Origin of the sequence: Kitasatospora cinereorecta (assembly GCF_024172095.1) — a bacterium.
In the GTDB taxonomy this organism is placed as follows: Bacteria; Actinomycetota; Actinomycetes; order Streptomycetales; family Streptomycetaceae; genus Kitasatospora; species Kitasatospora cinereorecta.
This window is the reverse complement of the sequence record NZ_JAMZDX010000001.1, coordinates 665246-684088: the sequence shown is the minus strand read 5'-3', so window position 1 is coordinate 684088 and position 18843 is coordinate 665246. Positions and strand designations below refer to the sequence as shown.

Here is an 18843-nt window from a genome sequence, read left to right as displayed (position 1 = left end):
CGGCTTCCGGTCCTGCGCACCCCCGGCTCTGTCGAGAGCCGGCGGTCTGTGTTCGGGCGTCGGGGATCACCCGATACCAGATTCTGACACACCCGATGCCCCGGCCAGCAGGGTGGGATGGCAGGATCCCCTCTCGACCACCGGAATCCGGGCTTCCGCGTACCCGCGCGGCCGTCCCGCGATCCCCCACGCGCCGACCTGCGCCACCGGTGGCACCTGCACCACCTCTCCCACAGGAGCAACCGCCATGTCCATGGCCCCTCGCACATCCGGCCGCGTCGGCCGGGCCGGTGTCGCCGTCGCCGCCGGGTCCGTCCTGCTCACCGCCTGCGCCTCCGGCGCCGCCAAGGACCCTTCGCAGGAGAACCTGCACGACAAGCTGCCGGCCGCGGTCCGGTCGGCGGCGGTGCTGAAGGTCGGCGTCGACCTGAACTACGCGCCGGTGGAGTTCAAGAGCTCGGGCGACAAGCCCGACGGCCTGGACCCCGACCTGGCGAAGGCGCTCGGCGAGGTGCTCGGGGTGCGGGTGGAATTCGTCGACACCCCGTTCGACAAGCTGATTCCGAACCTGCACGCCAAGAACTACGACATGGTGATGTCGGCGATGACCGACAACCGCCAACGCCGCGACGGCACCGACGACAGCGGCAAGCAGATCGACCCGGGCGTCGACTTCGTCGACTACTTCATCGCCGGCACCTCGATCGTGGTGGCCAAGAACAACCCGCAGAACATCCAGTCGATCGACGACCTGTGCGGCCGGACCATCGCGCTGCAGCGGGGCACCACCCAGGCGGCGATCATCCAGCGCCAGACCTCGGCGTGCGAGAAGGTCAAGAAGACGCTCACCATCAAGCTGACCGAGAGTGACAACGAGGCGCTCAGCCTTGTTGCCGGCGGCAAGGCGGTGGCCGACCTCAACGACTTCCCGGTGGCCGCGTACGTCGCGCAGCAGGGGCAGAACGGCGCCCAGTTCGCGGTGGCCGGCTCCCAGCTCCAGGCGTCGCCCTACGGCATCGCGTTCACCAAGGAGAACAGCGAGCTGCGGGACGTGACGGCCAAGGCGCTGGACCGGATCATCCGCAACGGCGAGTACGAGAAGATCCTCGGCAAGTGGGGCGTCGGGGCGGGTGCCGCGCAGAACGCGGTGATCAACGGCGGCTTCTGAGTCGTGGCCGACCACCGGCCGGGCTTCCCGGCTCGGCGGGTCCGGGGCTTGCATACTTATACGCAGGGTGACAGTGCGCGGAAATTCGTCCGATTAGCGGACATCCAGCCACCCCGTTATCCGATTTTGATCTGAATAAGGGTCCGTTCACCGGTACCGAGTGGCAGGATTCCCCCAACTCGGATCACAAAAGCCCACCTCGGCGGAGGGTGGTGCTCGCTTCCCCCCGGCGGCGTGCTCCGCCCGACTCTCCCTCAGGAGGAGATTCCCCCATGACCGCTCGTACCCGGCGGACCCGCCTCATGGCGGCAGGCGCCGCCCTCGCGGCAAGCACCCTGCTCGTCACCGCCTGTAGCAGCAGCTCGTCCGGCTCCGGCGCGTCCGGCAGCGCGGCGCCCGGCAGCTCCTCGGTGAAGGCCGCCTCGGCCGACCCGTCGCTGGCCGCACTGGTGCCGGCCGGCGTGAAGTCGAGCGGCAAGCTGGTGGTCGCCGCCGACGCTTCCTACGCGCCCAACGAGTTCAAGGACGAGAAGGGCAACATCGTCGGCATGGACGTCGACCTGGCCAATGCCATCGCGCAGAAGCTGGGCCTGACGGCCGACGTGCAGAACGCCGACTTCACCTCGATCATCCCGGGCATCTCGTCCAACAAGTACCAGCTCGGCATGAGCTCCTTCACGGACACCAAGGAGCGCGAGCAGACCGTCGACATGGTCACCTACTTCACCGCCGGCTCGGCCGGTGCGGTGAAGAAGGGCAACCCGGACAAGATCGACCTGAAGGACCTCTGCGGCAAGAAGGTGGCCGTCCAGACCGGCACCACCCAGGCCGACGAGATCAAGGACGTCCGCAACCCCGAGTGCGTCAAGGCCGGCAAGCCGACTATTCCGAACGACGGTGACAAGTTCACCCTGCAGACCGACGTCACCGGCGCCCTGGTGGCCGGCCGCGACCAGGTCATGCTGGCCGACTCGCCGGTCGTCGACTACGCGATCAAGCAGACCAACGGTCAGCTGGAGAAGATCGGCGACACCTACGACAGCGCCCCCTACGGCATCGTCGTGGCCAAGGGCACGGACCTCACCAAGGCCGTCCAGGGCGCCGTGCAGTCGCTGATCGCCGACGGCACCTACAAGTCGATCCTCGACAAGTGGGGCGTCGACGCGGGCGCCATCGCCACCTCCGAAGTCAACGCCGCCAAGAGCTGACCCCACGGCCCGATCCGCTGAGAAGGCGAATAAGTGAACGAGACCGACCAGGGGTCGGTGAAACCGGGACGGCCTGAGGCAATCAAGGCCGTCCCGGTGCGCCACCCCGGACGCTGGGCCGGAGTGGCCGTCATCGCCGTGCTGGCGGCGATGCTGGGCCACGCCATCGCCACCAACCCGGCCATCAACTGGACCGTCATCGGCGACACGCTGACCAACCCGACGATCATCCACGGCATCTGGGTGACGCTGGAGCTGACCGCGCTGTCCATGCTCATGGGCGTGGTCGGTGGCGTGCTGCTGGCCATCATGCGGCTCTCCGCCAACCCGGTGCTCTCCGCCACCGCCTGGGTGTACATCTGGATCTTCCGTGGCACCCCGGTGCTGGTGCAGCTGGTGTTCTGGAACAGCATCGGCGCGCTCTGGCCGAAGCTGTCGATCGGCATCCCGTTCGGCCCGGAGTTCTGGTCCGAGAACTCCAACACCCTGATCCCCGTCTTCACCGCCGCGCTGCTGGGCCTCGGTCTGAACGAGGCCGCCTACATGGCCGAGATCGTCCGGGCCGGCATCCAGTCGGTGGACGAGGGGCAGACCGAGGCCGCGCACGCGCTCGGCATGAGCCGGGCCGCCACCATGCGCCGGATCGTGCTGCCGCAGGCGATGCGGGTGATCATCCCGCCGACCGGCAACGAGACCATCTCGATGCTGAAGACCACCTCGCTGGTCCAGGTGATCGCCCTGGTCGAGCTGTTCACCGCGGGCCACGACATCTACGCCCGCACCTTCCAGACCATCCCGGTCCTGATCGCGGTCTCGATGTACTACCTGCTGATGACCTCGATCCTCACCGTCGGCCAGTACTACATCGAGCGGCACTACGCTCGAGGTGCGAACCGCACGCTCCCGCCCACGCCGATCGAGCGGCTGGCCCGGCTCTTCCGCGGCAAGCCGGTCCCGCCGGCCAAGTCGGACGTGGTGACGGGCGCCGAGGGAGGTGGCCACGTATGAGCGACCTGATCAAGCCCCAGGACACTGCGCACCCGATGGTCCGGTCCGAGGCCGTGCACAAGTCGTACGGTCTGGTCGAGGTGCTCAAGGGCATCGACCTGGAGGTCAAGCAGGGCGAGGTGTTCTGCCTGGTCGGCCCGTCCGGCTCCGGCAAGTCGACCTTCCTGCGCTGCATCAACCACCTGGAGAAGGTCAACGGCGGACGGCTGTACGTCGACGGCGAGCTGGTCGGCTACCGGGAGAAGGGCGACCGGCTCTACGAGCTGAAGGACCGCGAGGTCGCCCTCAAGCGCCGGGACATCGGCATGGTCTTCCAGCGCTTCAACCTCTTCCCCCACATGACCGCCCTCGAGAACGTCGTCGAGGCCCCGGTCCAGGTGAAGAAGGAGAGCAAGTCCGACGCCCGGGAGCGCGGCATGCAGCTGCTGGAGCGGGTCGGCCTGGCCGAGAAGGCCAAGAGCTACCCGGCCCAGCTCTCCGGCGGACAGCAGCAGCGCGTGGCGATCGCCCGTGCGCTGGCCATGAAGCCCAAGCTGATGCTCTTCGACGAGCCCACCTCCGCGCTCGACCCCGAGCTGGTCGGCGAGGTGCTGGACGTCATGCGCGGCCTCGCCGAGGAGGGCATGACGATGATCGTGGTCACCCACGAGATGGGCTTCGCCCGCGAGGTCGGCGACGCGCTGGTGTTCATGGACGGCGGCGTGGTGGTCGAGTCCGGCCACCCGCGCGAGGTGCTCACCAACCCGCAGCACGAGCGCACCCGCGCCTTCCTCTCCAAGGTCCTCTAGGCACCGCCCGTCGGCGCCCGTTGCGGTCCCCCGCGGCGGGCGCCGACGCGCACCCCGGGGTTGTAATACCCTGGAGGCACTTCGCCCGTTACTTGTCCCGGGAGGGACCATCGTGGAGCTCGCCTCGTACGCCGACTTCGCCGTCCGGCTGGTCAACAGCGAGGAGCCGGAGCGCGGCACCGACGCGCTGACCTCGGTGGAAGCGGTGCGCGCGCTGTTCGGCAGCCCGTCGCGCGCCGCCCAGCTCGCCGACGAGTCCGACCTGCCGCGGCTGCGCGGGGTCCGCACCCGGCTGCGCGGGGTGTTCGAGGCGGCCGCCGGCGGCGAGGAGGTCCGGGCGGTCGACCTGCTGAACAGCCTGATGGTGGAGTACCCGGTCAGCCCGGTGGTCTCCGGCCACGACTACCTGGACGCCGACGGCCGCCCGGACTGGCACCTGCACCTCGCCGACAACGCCCCCACCGCCGCCGCCAACTACACCGCGGTCGCCTGCATGGGCCTGGCCATCCACCTCACCGAGCTCGGCGTCGACCGGCTCGGCATCTGCCAGGCCGCGCCCTGCCGCAACGCCTACCTGGACACCTCCACCAACCGCTCCCGCCGGTACTGCTCCGACCGGTGCGCGACCCGCGCCAACGTGGCCGCGTACCGCGCCCGCAAGCGCGAGGAGGCGCAGCGGGCGGTCAGCGCTCAGGGCTGAGCGGAGCCCCGGGGCCGAGCGGGTCGGTGGGGTCGAGCGGGTCGAGGGGGCCGGGCGGCCGGTGCACCCCGAGCCGGGCCGCCAGCCCCGGCACCGCCGCCAGCGGCCGGCGCGACACCGCCCGCTCGACCGCCCGGGCCGGCGCCAGCCAGGCCGGCCGCGGCCGCAGCCGCAGCAGCACCCGGCCCAGCACCAGCTCGGCCGGCACCGGGCCGTACTCCCGGCTGTCGGTGGTCACCAGCGGGTTGTCGGAGAGCATCCACCAGCCGCCCGGCCGCCGGCCCACCGCGCGCTTGATCACCAGGAGGTCCTGCTGCAGCGGGTGCCGGAACAGCACCACCGCACCGGGCCGGATCGGCGCGCCGTACCGCACCAGCACCCGGTCCCCGTCGAGGAGGAATCGGCGCATCGAGGGACCGCGCACGTCGACCGTCCCGAAGAGTGTCCGGTATCGCACGATTCAGACTCCTTCTTTTGCCCTAGGCCACCGGGGCAACAGCGAAACCGGTGGGGCGTGAGGGTAATGTCGGGCGCGGGAAGACGATCTAAGGAAGGACTCCCATGTTCTCTCGTCTGTTTGCTCCGCGGGTCACCGCCCACGCCCACTGCGACCTGCCCTGCGGTGTCTACGACCCCGCCCAGGCCCGCATCGAGGCCGAGTCGGTGAAGGCCACTCAGGAGAAGTACCAGGCCAACGAGGACCCGCACTTCCGTGCGCGCGCCATCGTCATCAAGGAGGAGCGGGCCGAGCTCGTCAAGCACCACCTCTCGGTGCTGCACACCGACTACTTCAAGGCCCCGCACTTCGAGGCCTACCCGCAGCTGCACGAGCTGTTCAACAACGCCGGCAAGGCCGCCTCGGCCGCCAAGGCGTCCACGGACCCGGCCACCGGCCAGGCCCTGCTGGACCTGATCGCCGAGATCGACCGGATCTTCTGGGAGACCAAGAAGGCCGCCTGATCCAGGCACCCGAAGGCACCCGGCCCGCCCGTGCGGACCGGGTGCCTTCGTGTTTTCCCAGGAGAAAGCCTTTCCGGGTCGGCCCGGCCCGCGAGTACGCTCGCCATATGATCCGCACCGCGACCGCCACCGACGTTCCCGCGATCCACGCGATGATCCGCGAGCTCGCCGAGTACGAGAAGGCCCTGCACGAGGCGAAGGCCACCGAGGAGCAGCTGCACGACGCCCTCTTCGGCGAGAACCCGGCCGTCTTCGGTCTGATCGCCGAGGACGACGCCACCGGGGAGAGCGTCGGCTTCGCCCTGTGGTTCCGGAACTTCTCCACCTGGCGCGGCACCCACGGGATCTACCTGGAGGACCTCTACGTCCGCCCGGACCGGCGCGGCGGCGGCCACGGCAAGGCCCTGCTGACCGAGCTGGCCCGGATCGCGGTGGAGCGCGGATACTCCCGGGTCGAGTGGTCGGTGCTCGACTGGAACGAGCCCTCGATCAACTTCTACAAGTCCCTCGGCGCGGTCCCGATGGACGAGTGGACGGTGCACCGGCTCACCGACCGGGCCCTCGCCGAGCTCGGCTCGCAGCCGCGCTGAGCGCCCCCGGTTCGCTCGTTCCCGTGATCGTCGTCCGAGATCACGACAGATGCCCACCGATCGCGGTAACGTCTCGGGCGGATGCACGGCGTTCCGACTGTCCCGGGTGGGTATGGACCGGTACGTACCGCACCACCCCTCTGGACAGTTGGGGCAAGCAGTTGAACCGAGCTACAGGAAGTGCCGCGGCCGTCCGGCCGCAAGCACCGCGCGTCACCCAGGAGGTGAGGGTGTCCCAGATCGACGGCGAGCCCGAAGTGAAGGACTTCGTTGAGGTCCGGCTGCCCGCTGCGGGTGCCTACCTCTCGGTGCTGCGAACGGCCACGGCCGGTCTCGCGGCCCGGTTGGACTTCACCCTGGACGAGATCGAGGATCTCCGGATCGCGGTGGACGAGGCCTGCGCCATCCTGCTCCAGCAGGCAGTGCCTGGCTCGATCCTCAGCTGCGAGTTCCGCCTGGTCGGAGACGCGCTGCGGGTCACCGTCTCCGCACCGACCACCGACGGCCGCGCCCCCGAGCGCGACACCTTCGCCTGGACGGTGCTCTCCGCCCTGGCCGGCGAGGTCGAGTCCTCGGTCGGCGAGGACAACACGGTCTCCATCAGCCTGCACAAGAAGCGCGGCGGGTCACCGTCCCAGCCGTAGTGAAGTGCTCCCGGAACGGAACGGGTGATCGCCGTGAGTGAACTGGACCGCACCTTTGCTGTCGTACCGCCCCAGGCGAGCGCTGCCCGCACCGCCACCCCAGACGAAGCGCACCCGAAGGACTCCCACCGGATGAGCCAGCCGACCGACCCGAAGCAGGAGCGGCCCGACGCGGCGCCCTCGGCCGAGCCCGCGGACGACGTGCCGCAGGCCGCCGAGGAGTCCGTCCGCGCCGCCGTGCCGGCCCAGGGACACCGGTCGGGCGCTCCGGACCGGGAGGCCGCCCGTGCGCTGTTCGTCCGGCTGTCCGAACTGCCCGAGGGCTCCCCGGAGCGGGTGGAGATCCGCAACCAGCTGGTGCGGATGCACATCCCGCTGGTCGAGCACCTGGCCCGCCGGTTCCGCAACCGCGGCGAGCCGCTGGACGACCTGACCCAGGTCGCCACCATCGGCCTGATCAAGTCGGTGGACCGCTTCGACCACGAGCGCGGCGTCGAGTTCTCCACGTACGCGACGCCGACCATCGTCGGGGAGATCAAGCGGCACTTCCGGGACAAGGGCTGGGCGGTCCGCGTCCCGCGCCGCCTGCAGGAGCTGCGGCTGTCGCTCACCACGGCGACCAGCGAGCTCTCCCAGCGGCACGGCCGCTCCCCCACTGTCCACGAGCTGGCCGAGCACCTCGGCATCTCGGAGGAGGACGTGCTGGAGGGCCTGGAGTCCGCCAACGCGTACTCCACGCTCTCGCTGGACGTCCCGGACAGCGACGACGAGTCGCCGGCCGTGGCCGACACCCTGGGCGCGACCGACGAGGCGCTGGAGGGCGTCGAGTACCGGGAGTCGCTCAAGCCGCTGCTGGCGCAGCTGCCGCCGCGGGAGCAGAAGATCCTGGTGCTGAGGTTCTTCCGCAACATGACCCAGTCGCAGATCGCGGCGGAGGTCGGGATCTCGCAGATGCACGTCTCGCGGCTGCTGGCCAGGACGCTGGCCCAGCTCCGCGAAAAGCTCCTCGTCGAGGAGTAAAGCGAACCTTCAGGGGCGCGAGGAACTGCGCGACCAGCCTTGCACTCACGTAGAGCGGTGGCCGGTCGCGCAGTTCTCCCCCAGCCTTCGGCCGGGAGGTACCCCCACGCGCCCCTGTTGTTACCCGTACAGCAGGGTGGTGACCTTCGGGTTGAGCAGCGTGACGATCCCGGCGACACCGAGGAGCGCGACCACGACGCCCGCGCCGGCGGCCACGCCCCCGGCCTGCCACATGTAGTAGGCGACGGGGAGGCAGATCGAGTTGGTCAGCAGCGCCGGCGTGCGCCCCCAGCGGCGCGCCTTGAGCAGGGCGCGCCCCGCCAACAGGGGGAGGAGACCCATCAGGAGCAGCACGCCGCCGCCCATCTCGGAGCGGCCGAGCGCGGCGGAGTCGCCGAACAGGCCCGCCACCAGGTCGTAGAGGCCCCAGCCCGCGAGGGCGGCGCCCTCCAGTGCGGTGATCGCCGCGCCGGCGAGCAGCGGGGTGGGCCGGGTGGCAGCGGGGGTGGTGGATTCTGCGGTCACTCCAGCAGGGTAACGGTCGCCCCTGAGGTACCGACCCGTAGGCTGATCGGCATGCGCGCACTCCTGGTCGTGAACCCGAAGGCCACCACCACCAGCGGCCGGACCCGGGACGTGCTCACCCATGCCCTGCGCAGCGATCTGAAGCTGGACGTGGTCCACACGGAGTACCGCGGGCACGCCGGGGACCTGGCCCGTCAGGCGTCCGAGGACGGGCAGGTGGACCTGGTGGTGGCGCTGGGCGGCGACGGGACCGTCAACGAGGTCGTCAACGGGCTGCTCGCGCACGGCCCGAACGAGCGGGTGCCGCGGCTCGCGGTGGTGCCGGGCGGGTCGACCAATGTGTTCGCCCGGGCGCTGGGCCTGCCCAATCATCCGGTGGAGGCCACCGGGGTGCTGCTGGACGCGCTGGAGCAGCACCGGGAGCGCGCGATCGGCCTGGGCAAGGCGATGACGGAGGGGCTGCCGGACCGCTGGTTCACGTTCACCGCGGGTCTGGGGTTCGACGCCGGCGTGGTGGGCCGGGTGGAGGAGCAGCGCCGGTCGGGGCGCAGGTCGACGCACGCGCTGTACGTGCGCGAGGCGCTCCGGCACTACGTCACGGAGCGTGAGCACCGCCGGTCCGGCCCGATCACCCTGGAGATGAACGGCGAGGACTCGGTGCCGGGGATGGTGATGGCCATAGTCTCCAACACCTCGCCGTGGACTTTTCTGGGCAACCGCCCGGTGTTCCCTTCGCCCTCCGCTTCCTTCGACACCGATCTCGATCTCTTCGGCATCACTCGAATGACGGCGTTCGGCACGGCTCGAACGGTCCGTCAGATTCTGCGTCCGAACCCTCCGGTGGAGGACGGTTCGAGCACCCCCGGACCGACCGGTAAACACGTCGTCTCCTATCACGACGTCCGGCACTTCACCTTGGTTTCACAGGAACCGGCCCCGTTTCAGGTGGACGGGGACCACCTTGGAGACAGGAGTCGGGTCAGTTTCACAGGCGTTCGGCGGGCACTGCGTGTGATTGTGTGACCAGAAGGGGGTCCCGCCCTTCTTCTCGAACGCGCTAGCCCCTTCACCCCATAGAAGTACCGCCTGTGAGGTAGGCGACACCGAAGAATCAAAAATTTCTTGCCGAAGGGGGTTGTATCCGCGTCCGAGGTTTGCGAACCTCTACATGGCGATCGGGACAGGCCGCAGCGAGAGCAACACACAGCCCCCAGGGGCGTGGCAGCGGCAGGATCCCTTGATAGCCGGAACCCCCCTCAGCACAGACCTCCCGGGCCCGATGGGCCTTTGGTCCCTTTTGCTGTTGCGGGATTCGTGAAAGCGTTCACATTCACAAGCCATCGAGTGTGTCGCCGGGTCACCGCCCGTCGACCGGAGGAGTTGGACGACCATGGACTGGCGCCACCGCGCTGTCTGCCGCGAAGAGGACCCGGAGCTGTTCTTCCCGATCGGGAACACCGGCCCTGCTCTGCTGCAGATCGAGGAAGCCAAGGCCGTGTGCCGCCGCTGCCCCGTCATGGAGCAGTGCCTGCAGTGGGCGCTCGAGACCGGCCAGGACGCCGGCGTCTGGGGCGGCATGAGCGAGGACGAGCGTCGTGCGATGAAGCGCCGCGCCGCCCGCAACCGCGCCCGCACCGCCTGACGCTCCGTCAGGCCCTTCTGATCAAGCCACGATCAAAGGCTTGGCCGCGATGGCCGGCCGAGCCTTCCGACGAATGGGCCCCCGCTCCGGCGAGGTTCCACGACGCGAGCGGCCCCAGACACTTGATACTGCTCACTTAGAGCAATACTGTGGACCTGAGGCGCTCACCGTGTGCAACACACACGTGGCGGGCGTCGCGCCACCCAGAGCCCCCGTTCCGGCCGACTCCCCCCGACGGCCGGACCGGGTTGAGAGGCCCTGTCGACCCACCCCCCCCGGTCGACAGGGCCTCGTTTTGCTCTCCGGCCGCCACGGGCGGCCGCCCGGCTCACTTCACCGGGATCTCCAGCACCACCTTGGTGCCGCCACCCGGGGCGTTCACCATGTCGAAGGTGCCGCCCAGTTCCCCGGTGGCGAGGGTGCGCACGATCTGCAGCCCGAGGTTGCCCGCCTGCTGCGGGTCGAAGCCCTCCGGCATGCCGCGGCCGTCGTCCTGCACGGTGATCAGCAGGTACTCCTCCGGCCTGGCGCCGCCGCTCCAGCTGTCCGACCAGCCCTTGCCGCCGGCCGGGGCACGCCCGCGCAGCGCACTGACCTCCAGGTTGCCCGCCGCGGTCGGACCGAACGCGTGCTCCAGGGCGTTCTGCAAAATTTCGGTGAGGATCATCGCCAGCGGGGTCGCCACCTCGGCGGAGAGGATGCCGAACGAGCCGCTGCGCCGGGTGGCCACCCGGCCGTCCTGGGAGAGCTCCATCACCATGGCGAGCACCCGGTCGGCGATCTCGTCGAACGCCACCGCCTCGTCCAGCCCCTGGGAGAGCGTCTCGTGCACGATGGCGATCGAGCCGACCCGGCGGACCGCCTCGTCCAGCGCCGCCCGCCCGGCGTCGGAGTCCATCCGGCGGGACTGCAGGCGCAGCAGCGCGGCCACCGTCTGCAGGTTGTTCTTCACCCGGTGGTGGATCTCCCGGATGGTGGCGTCCTTGGTCATCAGCTCGCGGTCGCGGCGGCGCAGCTCGGTGACGTCGCGGCAGAGCACGAGTGAACCGGTCGGGGTGCCCTTGGGCTTGAGCGGGATGGTCCGCAGGGTGACCACGCCGCCCTGGGCCTCCACCTCGGTCTGCCGCGGCGCCCAGCCGCTGGCCATCTTCACCAGCGCCTCGTGCACCGCCGCGCGGCTCGGCGGCACCAACTCGGCCGTGGTCTGGCCGAGGTGACTGCCCACCAGATCGGTGGTGAGGCCGAGCCGGTGGTACGCGGAGAGCGCGTTGGGGCTGGCGTAGGTGACCACGCCCTCGATGTCCAGCCGGATCAGGCCGTCGCCGACCCGGGGGGCGGCGTCCATGTCGGCCTGCTCCGCCCCGGGGAAGGGGAAGCTGCCGGCGGCGATCATCTGGGCCAGGTCGGAGGCGCTCTGCAGGTAGGTGAGCTCCAGCCGGCTGGGGGTGCGCACGGTGAGCAGGTTGGTGTTGCGGGCGATCACGCCGAGCACCTTGCCCTCGCGGCGGACCGGGATCGACTCGACCCGGACCGGCACCTCCTCCCGCCACTCCGGGTCGCCCTCCCGGACGATCCGCCCCTCGTCGTACGCGGCGTCCAGCAGCGGCCGGCGGCCGCGCGGCACCAGGTGGCCGACCATGTCGTCCTGGTACGAGGTGGGTCCGGTGTTGGGCCGCATCTGGGCCACCGAGACGTAGCGGATGCCGTCCCAGGTGGGGATCCAGAGCACCAGGTCGGCGAAGGAGAGGTCGGAGAGGAGCTGCCACTCCGACACCAGCAGATGCAGCCACTCCACATCGGCACCGGTGAGGGTGGTGTGGCGGCGGACGAGTTCGTTCAGCGAGGGCACATCGTGAGCGTAACGCCGATCACCTGCGGACATGTTGTCCAGACCAATTGGCGGCGACCCCTGGACAAGCCGGATTGGTCTAGTCCACAATGAAGAAGCACCAAGGAGACGCCCCCGCGCCAACTGCCCTGACCGCGCGGCGCGCCTCCCCGGTCGGCGGCCGCCGGCCGAGAGTCCCGCACAACTCTCGGCCGCCCACGGTCTCCGACGACAGCTCCGGGCTGCGGTGCCGCACAGGTTGAGGGTCCTGTGTCGGCGCCGTGGCCCGTAGTGTTTTCCGGAACCTTTCGGGCGCAGGGCAACCACAGAGGGGCGCGTGGGGGCACCTCCCGGCCGAAGGCTGGGGGAGAACTGCGCGCCCGGCCATGCACTCAGGTAGAGCGATGGTCGGTCGCGCAGTTCCTCGCGCCCCTTGTCGTGCCGTACCTACCGGGTCTCGGTGACCTTGGCGAGCGCCCGCGGCGCGTCCGGGTCCTGCCCGCGGGCGATGGTGACCTCGTACGCGAGCAGCTGCAGCGGCAGGATCTCCAGGATCGGCTGCACCTCCTCGGGCACCCCGGCCGGCAGCGCGAACCCGGCGGACGCGGCGTCCACCTGCTCCTGCTGGCCGACCACGACCAGGTCGGCGCCCCGCCCGCGCAGGCGGTCGAGCACCGGCTGCAGCGCCTCGCCGCCCTTGCCGTCCGGGACGATCGCGATGACCGGCGAGACGTTGTCGACCATGGCGAGCGGGCCGTGCAGCAGGTCGGCGCCGGAGAACGGGGAGGCCGGGATGTAGGTGGTCTCCATCAGCTTCAGCGCGGCCTCGCGGGCGGTCGGGTAGCCGTAGCCGCGCGAGGTGATGACCAGGCGCTGGGCGAAGCGGTACCGCTCGGCGAGCGCCTTGACCTCCCCCTGGCGGGCGAGCACGCCGGCAGCGAGCTCCGGCAGGTCCTTGGCGGCCGCACCGTCGCCGCCGCGCAGGCCCTCGACGAGGAGGTACAGCGCGAGCAGCTCGGCGGTGTAGGTCTTGGTGGCGGGCAGCGCCTTCTCCGGGCCGGCGAGCACGTCGATGTGGTACTCGGAGACGTCGGCCAGCGGGGAGCCGGCGTTGTTGGTGACGGCCAGGGTGATCGCGCCGGCGTCGCGGGCGGCCTTGGTGGAGGCGACCAGGTCGGGCGAGCCGCCGGACTGGCTGACGGTGATGACCAGGCAGTCGCGGAGGTCGGGCTTGGCGCCGTACGCGGTGGTGGTCGACATCGAGGTGAGGCCGGCCGGCTTCCCGAGCAGGACCTCGATCAGGTACTTGGCGTACAGCGCCGCGTTGTCGGAGGTGCCACGCGCGGTGAGCAGTACGAAGCGCGGGTTGCGGGCGGCGATCTCGGCCGCGATCTCGCGGATCCTGGGGGCGCCCTCGTCGAGGATGCGCTGCAGGACGGCCGGCTGCTCGGCCATCTCCGCCGCCATGATCCTTCCGGGGACGGAAACAGTCTGCGGGTCGGACATCGGGATGTGCCTCCGTTGGAATGGTTCTCCCCCGGCGGGCGGCTGCCCGACGGGGTCTCCTACGGCGGCGAGTCCGCACACTCGCTGCTGGGTTGTCTGGACCGATCCTACGTGCGGCCGGGCCGTGGAGCACACTCCCTGGTGCACCGCGGCCGGGCCGCCGGAACGCGGGACGGGCTCAGGACGGGTTGTTGATCAGCTGGTCGATCGCGGCGTCGGCGTCCTTGGTCGCCTCGTCCACGGACTTGCCCTTGAGGATGTCGCCCAGCATGTTCACCAGGACGTTCTGCTTCTCGACCGCGCTCCAGCCGGGGGCCAGCGGGGTGAACCAGGCGTCCGGGACGGCGTTGGCGGCGGCGGCGGTGGCCGGCTTGTTCCGCAGCGGTGCCAGCTGGGTGAGGTTGTTGGGCAGGGTGTCCTTGTCGGCCAGGACCTGCTCGGACTTGGTGCTGGTGAACATCCGGATCCAGTCGGCGGCCAGGGCGGCGCTCTGCGACTTGGCGGTGACGGCGAGGTCGGAGCCGCCGATGAAGGAGGGCAGCGGCTTGCCGTTCGGGCCGGGCATGCCGACCACCTTGAGCACGTCCTTCAACCTGGGGTCGCCGCTGACCGGGGCGGTGGCGGTGCCGATCTCCCAGCCGTTGCCGTAGAGCATCGCGGTCTTCTGCTTGCCGAGTACGGCGGCCTGGTTGGCCTCGTTCACCTTCCAGTCGCCCTTGTTGTACTTCTTCACCAGGTCGACGAAGTGCTGGATGCCCTGCTGGGACTTGGGGTCGTGCAGGGTGCCGTGCCAGCGGCCGGTGGAGTCGAAGCGGGCGATGGCGCCGTCGTACGCGGCGACGTAGGACATCGCGGCGTACCAGTAGGGGCCGGGCAGGTAGAGGGGGGAGAAGCCGGCCGTCCCCTTGTTCCTGGCCTGCACCTTGTCGAGGGCGCCGAACAGCTCGTCCTCGGACTTGGGGAAGTCGGCGGAGCCGGTGGCGTCCTGGAAGAGCTGCGCGTTGTAGATGCCGACCCGGGCGCCCGCGTAGTAGGGGACGCAGAAGAGCTTGTCCTGGTAGCTGCAGGTGTTGACCAGGCCCTTGATCCAGGCGTCGGAGTTGTCGAAGGTGGTCCGGTCCACCGGGGCGAGCGAGCCGTTGAGGATGTACTTCATCGTCTCGGTGTTGCCGAGTTCGACCACGTCCGGGGCGGTGCCGTCCTTGAGCGCGGCGTCCAGAGCGGTGGTCTTGTCGGCCCACGTCTGGTAGCTGAGTCTGAGCCGGACCTTCGGGTACTTCGCGGCGAACTCGTCGTTGACCTGCTGGACCAGCTCGGGCCAGCTGGTCTGTGCCTCGTTCATCAGCCACACGGTCACGGTGCCGGTCATCGACTTGGGGTCCGCCGAGGTGGGCGCCCCCTGGGCCGCGGAGCCGCCGGAACCGCAGCCGGCGGTGGCCAGCAGGACAGCGGTGCTGAGCGCGGCCAGGACCTGACGCTTCACGCATTCCTCCGGGGGTACGGGGTCTGCGCTGTGGTACAGACCAGGTCCCCGGATCCTGGCCTAGACCATTTGTGCCGTCAACGCACGTCCGGGGCGCACGGCGCTCTTGTTGCCAACCTGTTGTCGGCCCCGACCGGGGCATGTCAGGACGCTCGCTTGAGGCTGGCTTAAGGCTGCCTTGAGGCAGCCGTCGATTCGTCCGGTTCGCCCGGACAAATGCGGATCCGCCACCCCACTTGGTCCAGTCCAACTACAGCCGAGTCAAGCGTTGATAACGGCTTGTGCAGACGCTCTTCGGACTCTTGACGCCTCTCATTGGTCCATGCCAATCTCCAGGCGTTGGTCTAAACCAATGGTCTACTCCACCCCATCCGGTGACACTCTCCCCAGGCACAACGCAGCGTCGCGGCCTCGGCCCCGGCAGCCCGGTGCCCTACCTTGCTCATCCCTCTGGAGGATGGTTTGAACCGCAAGATCGCAGCCGTGGCCGCTGTCGCCACCGTGCTCGTCGCCTCGGCGTGCTCCTCGTCCGGCTCCTCCGGCGACGCCAAGCAGGCGACCCTGAGCAAGGACGGCAAGGGCAAGAAGATCACCGTCTGGCTGATGGACGACGCCCAGAAGGGCTGGCCGGGCGTGGTCGACGCCGCGAAGGCGGAGTTCAAGGCGCAGACCGGCGCCGACGTCGACATCCAGTGGCAGACCTGGACCAACTACACCACCAAGCTCGACACCGCGCTGCTCTCCGGCAACGCCCCCGACGCGATCGAGCTCGGCAACACCCAGACCGCCAAGTACATCGAGGCCGGCTCCTTCGTCGACCTGACCGGCGTCAAGGGCCAGTTCGAGAACTCGGACAAGTGGCTGGACTCGCTGGCCGCCTCCGGCCAGTCGGCCGACGGCTCCAAGACCTACGCCGTGCCGTACTACGCGGGTGCCCGCGTCCTGATCTACCGCAAGGACCTCTTCGAGGCCGCCGGTGTCAAGGACGCCCCGAAGACCCTGGCCGAGCTGAAGGACGCCCTGGCCAAGGTCAAGGCCGCCAACGCGGCCGTCCCGGGCTTCTCCGCCCTGTACCTGCCGGGCCAGAACTGGTACACCGCCGCCTCGTTCGGCGCCGGCTCGTTCGGTGTCAAGGGCATCGTCGCCAAGAAGGACGGCGACAAGTGGACCGGCACCCTGACCGACCCGAAGTTCGTCGACGGCGTCAAGACCTGGAACGACCTGCAGAAGGAGTTCTCGGTCGGCGGCACCACCACCGACGAGGCCACCCAGGACGCCCTGATGGCCAAGGGCAACATCGCCGCGATCGTCGGCGCCGGCTGGGAGCTCGGCTCGGTCATCGACCCGAAGGCCGGCGACCCGAGCCTGAAGGACAAGCTCGCCACCATCGCCCTCCCGGGCGCCGACGCGGGCTCCACCACCCCGGCCTTCCTCGGCGGTTCCGACCTGGCCGTGCCGGCCAAGGCCGCCAACCCGGGCCTGGGCGCGACCTTCCTGCAGATCTACACCAACACCAAGCAGCAGACCGAGCTGGCCAAGTTCGCGATCCCGAACGCCAAGAACCTGGTCGCCGCCTACAAGGCCGCCTCACCGGCCAACAAGGCGACCGGTGACGCCGCCGAGGGCTCGACCTGGTTCATCCCGAACTCGCCGATGTGGTCCGGTGCCGACGAGACCGCGCTGAAGAACGCCTTCGGTGCGATCGCCGGCGGTGGCGACCCGGCCGCCGAGCTCAAGAAGGTCCAGGACACCGTGGTGAAGGACCTCAACGGCTGATCCGGCCGATCTGATGTGAGGGGTGGGCAGTTCGCGACTCGACGCGGACTGCCCACCCGTGCGCCAGGACCGACCAGTTCCGCGGGCCCGGGAAGGACCCTGATGAGTGTGACCACCGACGAGACCGTGCTCCGGTCCGAGATATCCGGGCCCGTCCCGGTCGAGAAGCCGCAGCGGCGCGGGTTCCTCGCCGCGGGCCACTACATCCCGTACGCGCTGCTGCTGCCCGCCGCCCTGTCCCTGGTGGCGGTGCTGGCGTACCCGCTGTACAGCCTGTTCGACCTGTCGTTCCGGAACGTCAACCGGTACGCGTACCTGGTCAACCCGTCGCTGGCGAAGTACGTCGGCTTCGACGGGTTCGCCAAGGTGTTCGGCGACGGCCAGTTCTGGGAGGTCGTGCTCCGTTCCGTGTACTTCACGGTGGAGCTGGTCGTCCTCTCCATGGTCCTGGGCATGCTGTTCGCGCTGCTGCTCAACCGGGTGTCCGGCTGGGTGAAGGTCACCGCGATCACCGTGATGATGTTCGTCTGGGCCATCCCCGCGCTGGTCACCGGCACCATCTTCCGCTGGCTGTTCGCCTCCAACGGCGGCGTGGTCGACTACGTCGCCTACCTGGTCAGCGGCAACGAGTCGGTCAAGCACTACGACTGGTTCGCGAATCCGACCATCGGCCTCTACGTGGTCGCCGCCGCGGTGATCATCTGGGGCGCCCTGCCCTTCCTGGTGCTGGGCCTGAACGCGGCGCTCACCCAGGTGCCCAAGGAGCTGATGGAGGCCGCCAGGCTGGACGGCGCGAGCCCGTTCCAGGCCTTCCGGCACGTGGTGATCCCGGTCATCCGGCCGTTCCTGATGATCAGCGCCGCGCTCAGCTTCATCTGGGACTTCCAGGTCTTCGCGCAGGTCTTCTCGCTGCGCAACACCTCGCCCGAGCCGGGCTACTGGACGATCGGCACCTACCTGTACGAGAAGGGCATCGTCGCCTCCAAGTACAGCGACAGCTCGGTGATCTCGATCGCCATGATCGTCCTCATGCTGGCGGTGCTGGTGTTCTACATCCGCCAGATGCTCAAGATCGGAGCCCAGGACCGATGACCACCGCCGCCCCCGCCCCCAAGGTCCGGGCCACGGTCCGCCCCACCGGTGAGAACCGGACGATGACCTGGATCTGGAACGTCATCGGCCTCGGCTTCGCCGCGGTGATGGCCTTCCCGATCTACTGGATGATCATCACAACGTTCAAGACGAACAAGGACCTGATCTCCAAGGACCCGACGTTCTGGCCCAGCTCCTTCTCGTTCCAGAGCTTCCAGACGATCTTCGACGACAAGGACTTCCTGCCGTCGCTGCAGAACACCCTGCTGATCACGCTCGGCTCGGTGGTGCTCGGCCTGGTCGTCGGCTTCCTCGGCGCCGTCGCGGTCGCCCGCTTCAGCTTCCGCGGCCGCAGCTTCTTCATCGTCACCATGCTGGTGGTCCAGATGGTGCCGCTGCTGGCGATCATCGTCCCGCTGTTCGTGGTGATGAACGGCGCCGGCATGACCGGCACCCTGTTCGGCGTAATGCTGGCCTACCTGGTCTTCACCGTCCCGTACGTGATCTGGACGCTGCGCTCGTTCATCGTCAACATCCCGTCCGAGCTGGACGAGGCGGCCATGGTGGACGGCTGCACCCAGTGGGGCGCCTTCTTCCGGGTCATCCTGCCGCTCACCCTGCCCGGCCTGATCACCACCGGCGTCTACTGCTGGATCCAGGCGTGGAACGAGTTCATCGTCGCCAACACGCTGCTGTCCACCGGCGGCCAGCGCACCGCGATGGGCTGGCTCACCTTCTACGCCACCACCCCCACCCGCGGCGCCGACTACGGCGCGCAGATGGCCGGCGCCCTGATGGTGTCGCTGCCGGTCATCCTGATGTTCGTGCTCTTCCAGAAGAAGGTGTCGGCGGGTCTCACCGCCGGTGCGGTCAAGGGCTGATCCCTCTCCCCGCCCCTGCACCGC

General features: G+C 69.5%; 19 protein-coding genes. 14 read left to right on the top strand and 5 right to left on the bottom strand.

The genetic code is table 11. The features are described 5' to 3' along the window. The first annotated feature begins 253 nt into the window (after nucleotides 1-253). From FHR36_RS03180 to FHR36_RS03160, 5 genes are all read left to right on the top strand, one after another. The gene (locus FHR36_RS03180; RefSeq protein WP_253793556.1) at nucleotides 254-1168 is read left to right on the top strand and encodes an ABC transporter substrate-binding protein; all 915 of its coding nucleotides are present in this window, start codon (nucleotides 254-256) and stop codon (nucleotides 1166-1168) included. 272 nt (nucleotides 1169-1440) lie between these two features. Beyond that, complete coding sequence (locus FHR36_RS03175; RefSeq protein ID WP_253793553.1) at nucleotides 1441-2376, top strand: ABC transporter substrate-binding protein; 936 nt, start codon at nucleotides 1441-1443, stop codon at nucleotides 2374-2376. A 33-nt stretch (nucleotides 2377-2409) separates the two neighbouring features. Then, a complete protein-coding gene (locus FHR36_RS03170; protein ID WP_253793551.1) occupies nucleotides 2410-3384 on the top strand; it encodes an amino acid ABC transporter permease in 975 nt (324 codons plus the stop codon). After that, nucleotides 3381-4172 carry an amino acid ABC transporter ATP-binding protein gene (locus FHR36_RS03165; RefSeq protein WP_301329691.1) on the top strand — a complete coding sequence of 264 codons (792 nt, stop codon included), beginning with the start codon at nucleotides 3381-3383 and terminating at the stop codon, nucleotides 4170-4172. The genes FHR36_RS03170 and FHR36_RS03165 overlap by 4 nt, the downstream gene beginning before the upstream one ends. Nucleotides 4173-4284: 112 nt before the next feature. Beyond that, on the top strand, nucleotides 4285-4872 hold the full coding sequence (locus FHR36_RS03160; protein WP_253793549.1) for a CGNR zinc finger domain-containing protein: 588 nt from the start codon (nucleotides 4285-4287) through the stop codon (nucleotides 4870-4872). Here FHR36_RS03160 and sodX read toward each other — a convergent pair. Continuing rightward, a complete protein-coding gene (sodX, locus tag FHR36_RS03155) occupies nucleotides 4856-5329 on the bottom strand; it encodes a nickel-type superoxide dismutase maturation protease (protein WP_407660781.1) in 474 nt (157 codons plus the stop codon). The two genes, FHR36_RS03160 and sodX, sit on opposite strands and share 17 nt — an antisense overlap. A gap of 104 nt (nucleotides 5330-5433) precedes the next feature. On the opposite strand from sodX, the gene sodN reads away from it, so the two are divergent. The 4 genes from sodN to FHR36_RS03135 all read left to right on the top strand — a co-directional run bounded on the left by sodN (nucleotide 5434) and on the right by FHR36_RS03135 (nucleotide 8086). Next, complete coding sequence (gene sodN / locus FHR36_RS03150; RefSeq protein WP_253793547.1) at nucleotides 5434-5832, top strand: superoxide dismutase, Ni; 399 nt, start codon at nucleotides 5434-5436, stop codon at nucleotides 5830-5832. Between the two features lie 107 nt (nucleotides 5833-5939). Continuing rightward, on the top strand, nucleotides 5940-6422 hold the full coding sequence (locus FHR36_RS03145; RefSeq protein WP_253793545.1) for a GNAT family N-acetyltransferase: 483 nt from the start codon (nucleotides 5940-5942) through the stop codon (nucleotides 6420-6422). A gap of 230 nt (nucleotides 6423-6652) precedes the next feature. After that, nucleotides 6653-7066, top strand: coding sequence for an ATP-binding protein (locus tag FHR36_RS03140; protein WP_253793543.1), 414 nt, complete (start codon nucleotides 6653-6655; stop codon nucleotides 7064-7066). Nucleotides 7067-7198: 132 nt separating this feature from the next. Next, nucleotides 7199-8086 (top strand): RNA polymerase sigma factor SigF, encoded by an 888-nt coding sequence (locus FHR36_RS03135; protein ID WP_253793541.1) that lies wholly within the window; start codon nucleotides 7199-7201, stop codon nucleotides 8084-8086. Nucleotides 8087-8206: 120 nt separating this feature from the next. Here the strand turns inward: FHR36_RS03135 and FHR36_RS03130 are convergent, their stop codons facing one another. Continuing rightward, the gene (locus tag FHR36_RS03130) at nucleotides 8207-8611 is read right to left on the bottom strand and encodes a hypothetical protein (protein WP_253793539.1); all 405 of its coding nucleotides are present in this window, start codon (nucleotides 8609-8611) and stop codon (nucleotides 8207-8209) included. A 51-nt stretch (nucleotides 8612-8662) separates the two neighbouring features. On the opposite strand from FHR36_RS03130, the gene FHR36_RS03125 reads away from it, so the two are divergent. Both FHR36_RS03125 and FHR36_RS03120 read left to right on the top strand, forming a co-directional pair. Continuing rightward, a complete protein-coding gene (locus tag FHR36_RS03125; protein WP_253793537.1) occupies nucleotides 8663-9634 on the top strand; it encodes a diacylglycerol/lipid kinase family protein in 972 nt (323 codons plus the stop codon). A 367-nt stretch (nucleotides 9635-10001) separates the two neighbouring features. Next, nucleotides 10002-10253, top strand: coding sequence for a WhiB family transcriptional regulator (locus tag FHR36_RS03120; protein WP_014138019.1), 252 nt, complete (start codon nucleotides 10002-10004; stop codon nucleotides 10251-10253). A 328-nt stretch (nucleotides 10254-10581) separates the two neighbouring features. Here the strand turns inward: FHR36_RS03120 and FHR36_RS03115 are convergent, their stop codons facing one another. From FHR36_RS03115 to FHR36_RS03105, 3 genes are all read right to left on the bottom strand, one after another. After that, nucleotides 10582-12102 carry a sensor histidine kinase gene (locus FHR36_RS03115; protein WP_253793535.1) on the bottom strand — a complete coding sequence of 507 codons (1521 nt, stop codon included), beginning with the start codon at nucleotides 12100-12102 and terminating at the stop codon, nucleotides 10582-10584. Between the two features lie 426 nt (nucleotides 12103-12528). Continuing rightward, the gene (locus FHR36_RS03110) at nucleotides 12529-13587 is read right to left on the bottom strand and encodes an SIS domain-containing protein (protein ID WP_253793533.1); all 1059 of its coding nucleotides are present in this window, start codon (nucleotides 13585-13587) and stop codon (nucleotides 12529-12531) included. Nucleotides 13588-13765: 178 nt separating this feature from the next. After that, nucleotides 13766-15070 carry a type 2 periplasmic-binding domain-containing protein gene (locus FHR36_RS03105; protein ID WP_253793531.1) on the bottom strand — a complete coding sequence of 435 codons (1305 nt, stop codon included), beginning with the start codon at nucleotides 15068-15070 and terminating at the stop codon, nucleotides 13766-13768. 462 nt (nucleotides 15071-15532) lie between these two features. Here FHR36_RS03105 and FHR36_RS03100 point away from each other — a divergent pair, with 462 nt between their 5' ends. The 3 genes from FHR36_RS03100 (at nucleotide 15533) to FHR36_RS03090 (ending at nucleotide 18819) form a co-directional block, all read left to right on the top strand. Then, nucleotides 15533-16846, top strand: coding sequence for an extracellular solute-binding protein (locus tag FHR36_RS03100; RefSeq protein ID WP_253793530.1), 1314 nt, complete (start codon nucleotides 15533-15535; stop codon nucleotides 16844-16846). Between the two features lie 102 nt (nucleotides 16847-16948). Then, nucleotides 16949-17938, top strand: coding sequence for a carbohydrate ABC transporter permease (locus FHR36_RS03095; protein WP_253793529.1), 990 nt, complete (start codon nucleotides 16949-16951; stop codon nucleotides 17936-17938). Beyond that, the gene (locus tag FHR36_RS03090) at nucleotides 17935-18819 is read left to right on the top strand and encodes a carbohydrate ABC transporter permease (RefSeq protein WP_253793528.1); all 885 of its coding nucleotides are present in this window, start codon (nucleotides 17935-17937) and stop codon (nucleotides 18817-18819) included. Before FHR36_RS03095 ends, FHR36_RS03090 begins: the two co-directional genes overlap by 4 nt. Nucleotides 18820-18843 lie beyond the last annotated feature (24 nt).

Bases quoted from the DNA above. Each gene is read 5' to 3' on its own strand.
- FHR36_RS03180 (WP_253793556.1), top strand. From the start codon at position 254: ATGGCCCCTCGCACATCCGGCCGCGTCGGCCGGGCCGGTGTCGCCGTC.
- FHR36_RS03095 (WP_253793529.1), top strand. From the start codon at position 16,949: ATGAGTGTGACCACCGACGAGACCGTGCTCCGGTCCGAGATATCCGGG.
- sodN (WP_253793547.1), top strand. From the start codon at position 5,434: ATGTTCTCTCGTCTGTTTGCTCCGCGGGTCACCGCCCACGCCCACTGC.
- FHR36_RS03120 (WP_014138019.1), top strand. From the start codon at position 10,002: ATGGACTGGCGCCACCGCGCTGTCTGCCGCGAAGAGGACCCGGAGCTG.
- FHR36_RS03135 (WP_253793541.1), top strand. From the start codon at position 7,199: ATGAGCCAGCCGACCGACCCGAAGCAGGAGCGGCCCGACGCGGCGCCC.
- FHR36_RS03165 (WP_301329691.1), top strand. From the start codon at position 3,381: ATGAGCGACCTGATCAAGCCCCAGGACACTGCGCACCCGATGGTCCGG.
- FHR36_RS03145 (WP_253793545.1), top strand. From the start codon at position 5,940: ATGATCCGCACCGCGACCGCCACCGACGTTCCCGCGATCCACGCGATG.
- FHR36_RS03090 (WP_253793528.1), top strand. From the start codon at position 17,935: ATGACCACCGCCGCCCCCGCCCCCAAGGTCCGGGCCACGGTCCGCCCC.
- FHR36_RS03175 (WP_253793553.1), top strand. From the start codon at position 1,441: ATGACCGCTCGTACCCGGCGGACCCGCCTCATGGCGGCAGGCGCCGCC.
- FHR36_RS03125 (WP_253793537.1), top strand. From the start codon at position 8,663: ATGCGCGCACTCCTGGTCGTGAACCCGAAGGCCACCACCACCAGCGGC.
- FHR36_RS03110 (WP_253793533.1), bottom strand. From the start codon at position 13,587: ATGTCCGACCCGCAGACTGTTTCCGTCCCCGGAAGGATCATGGCGGCG.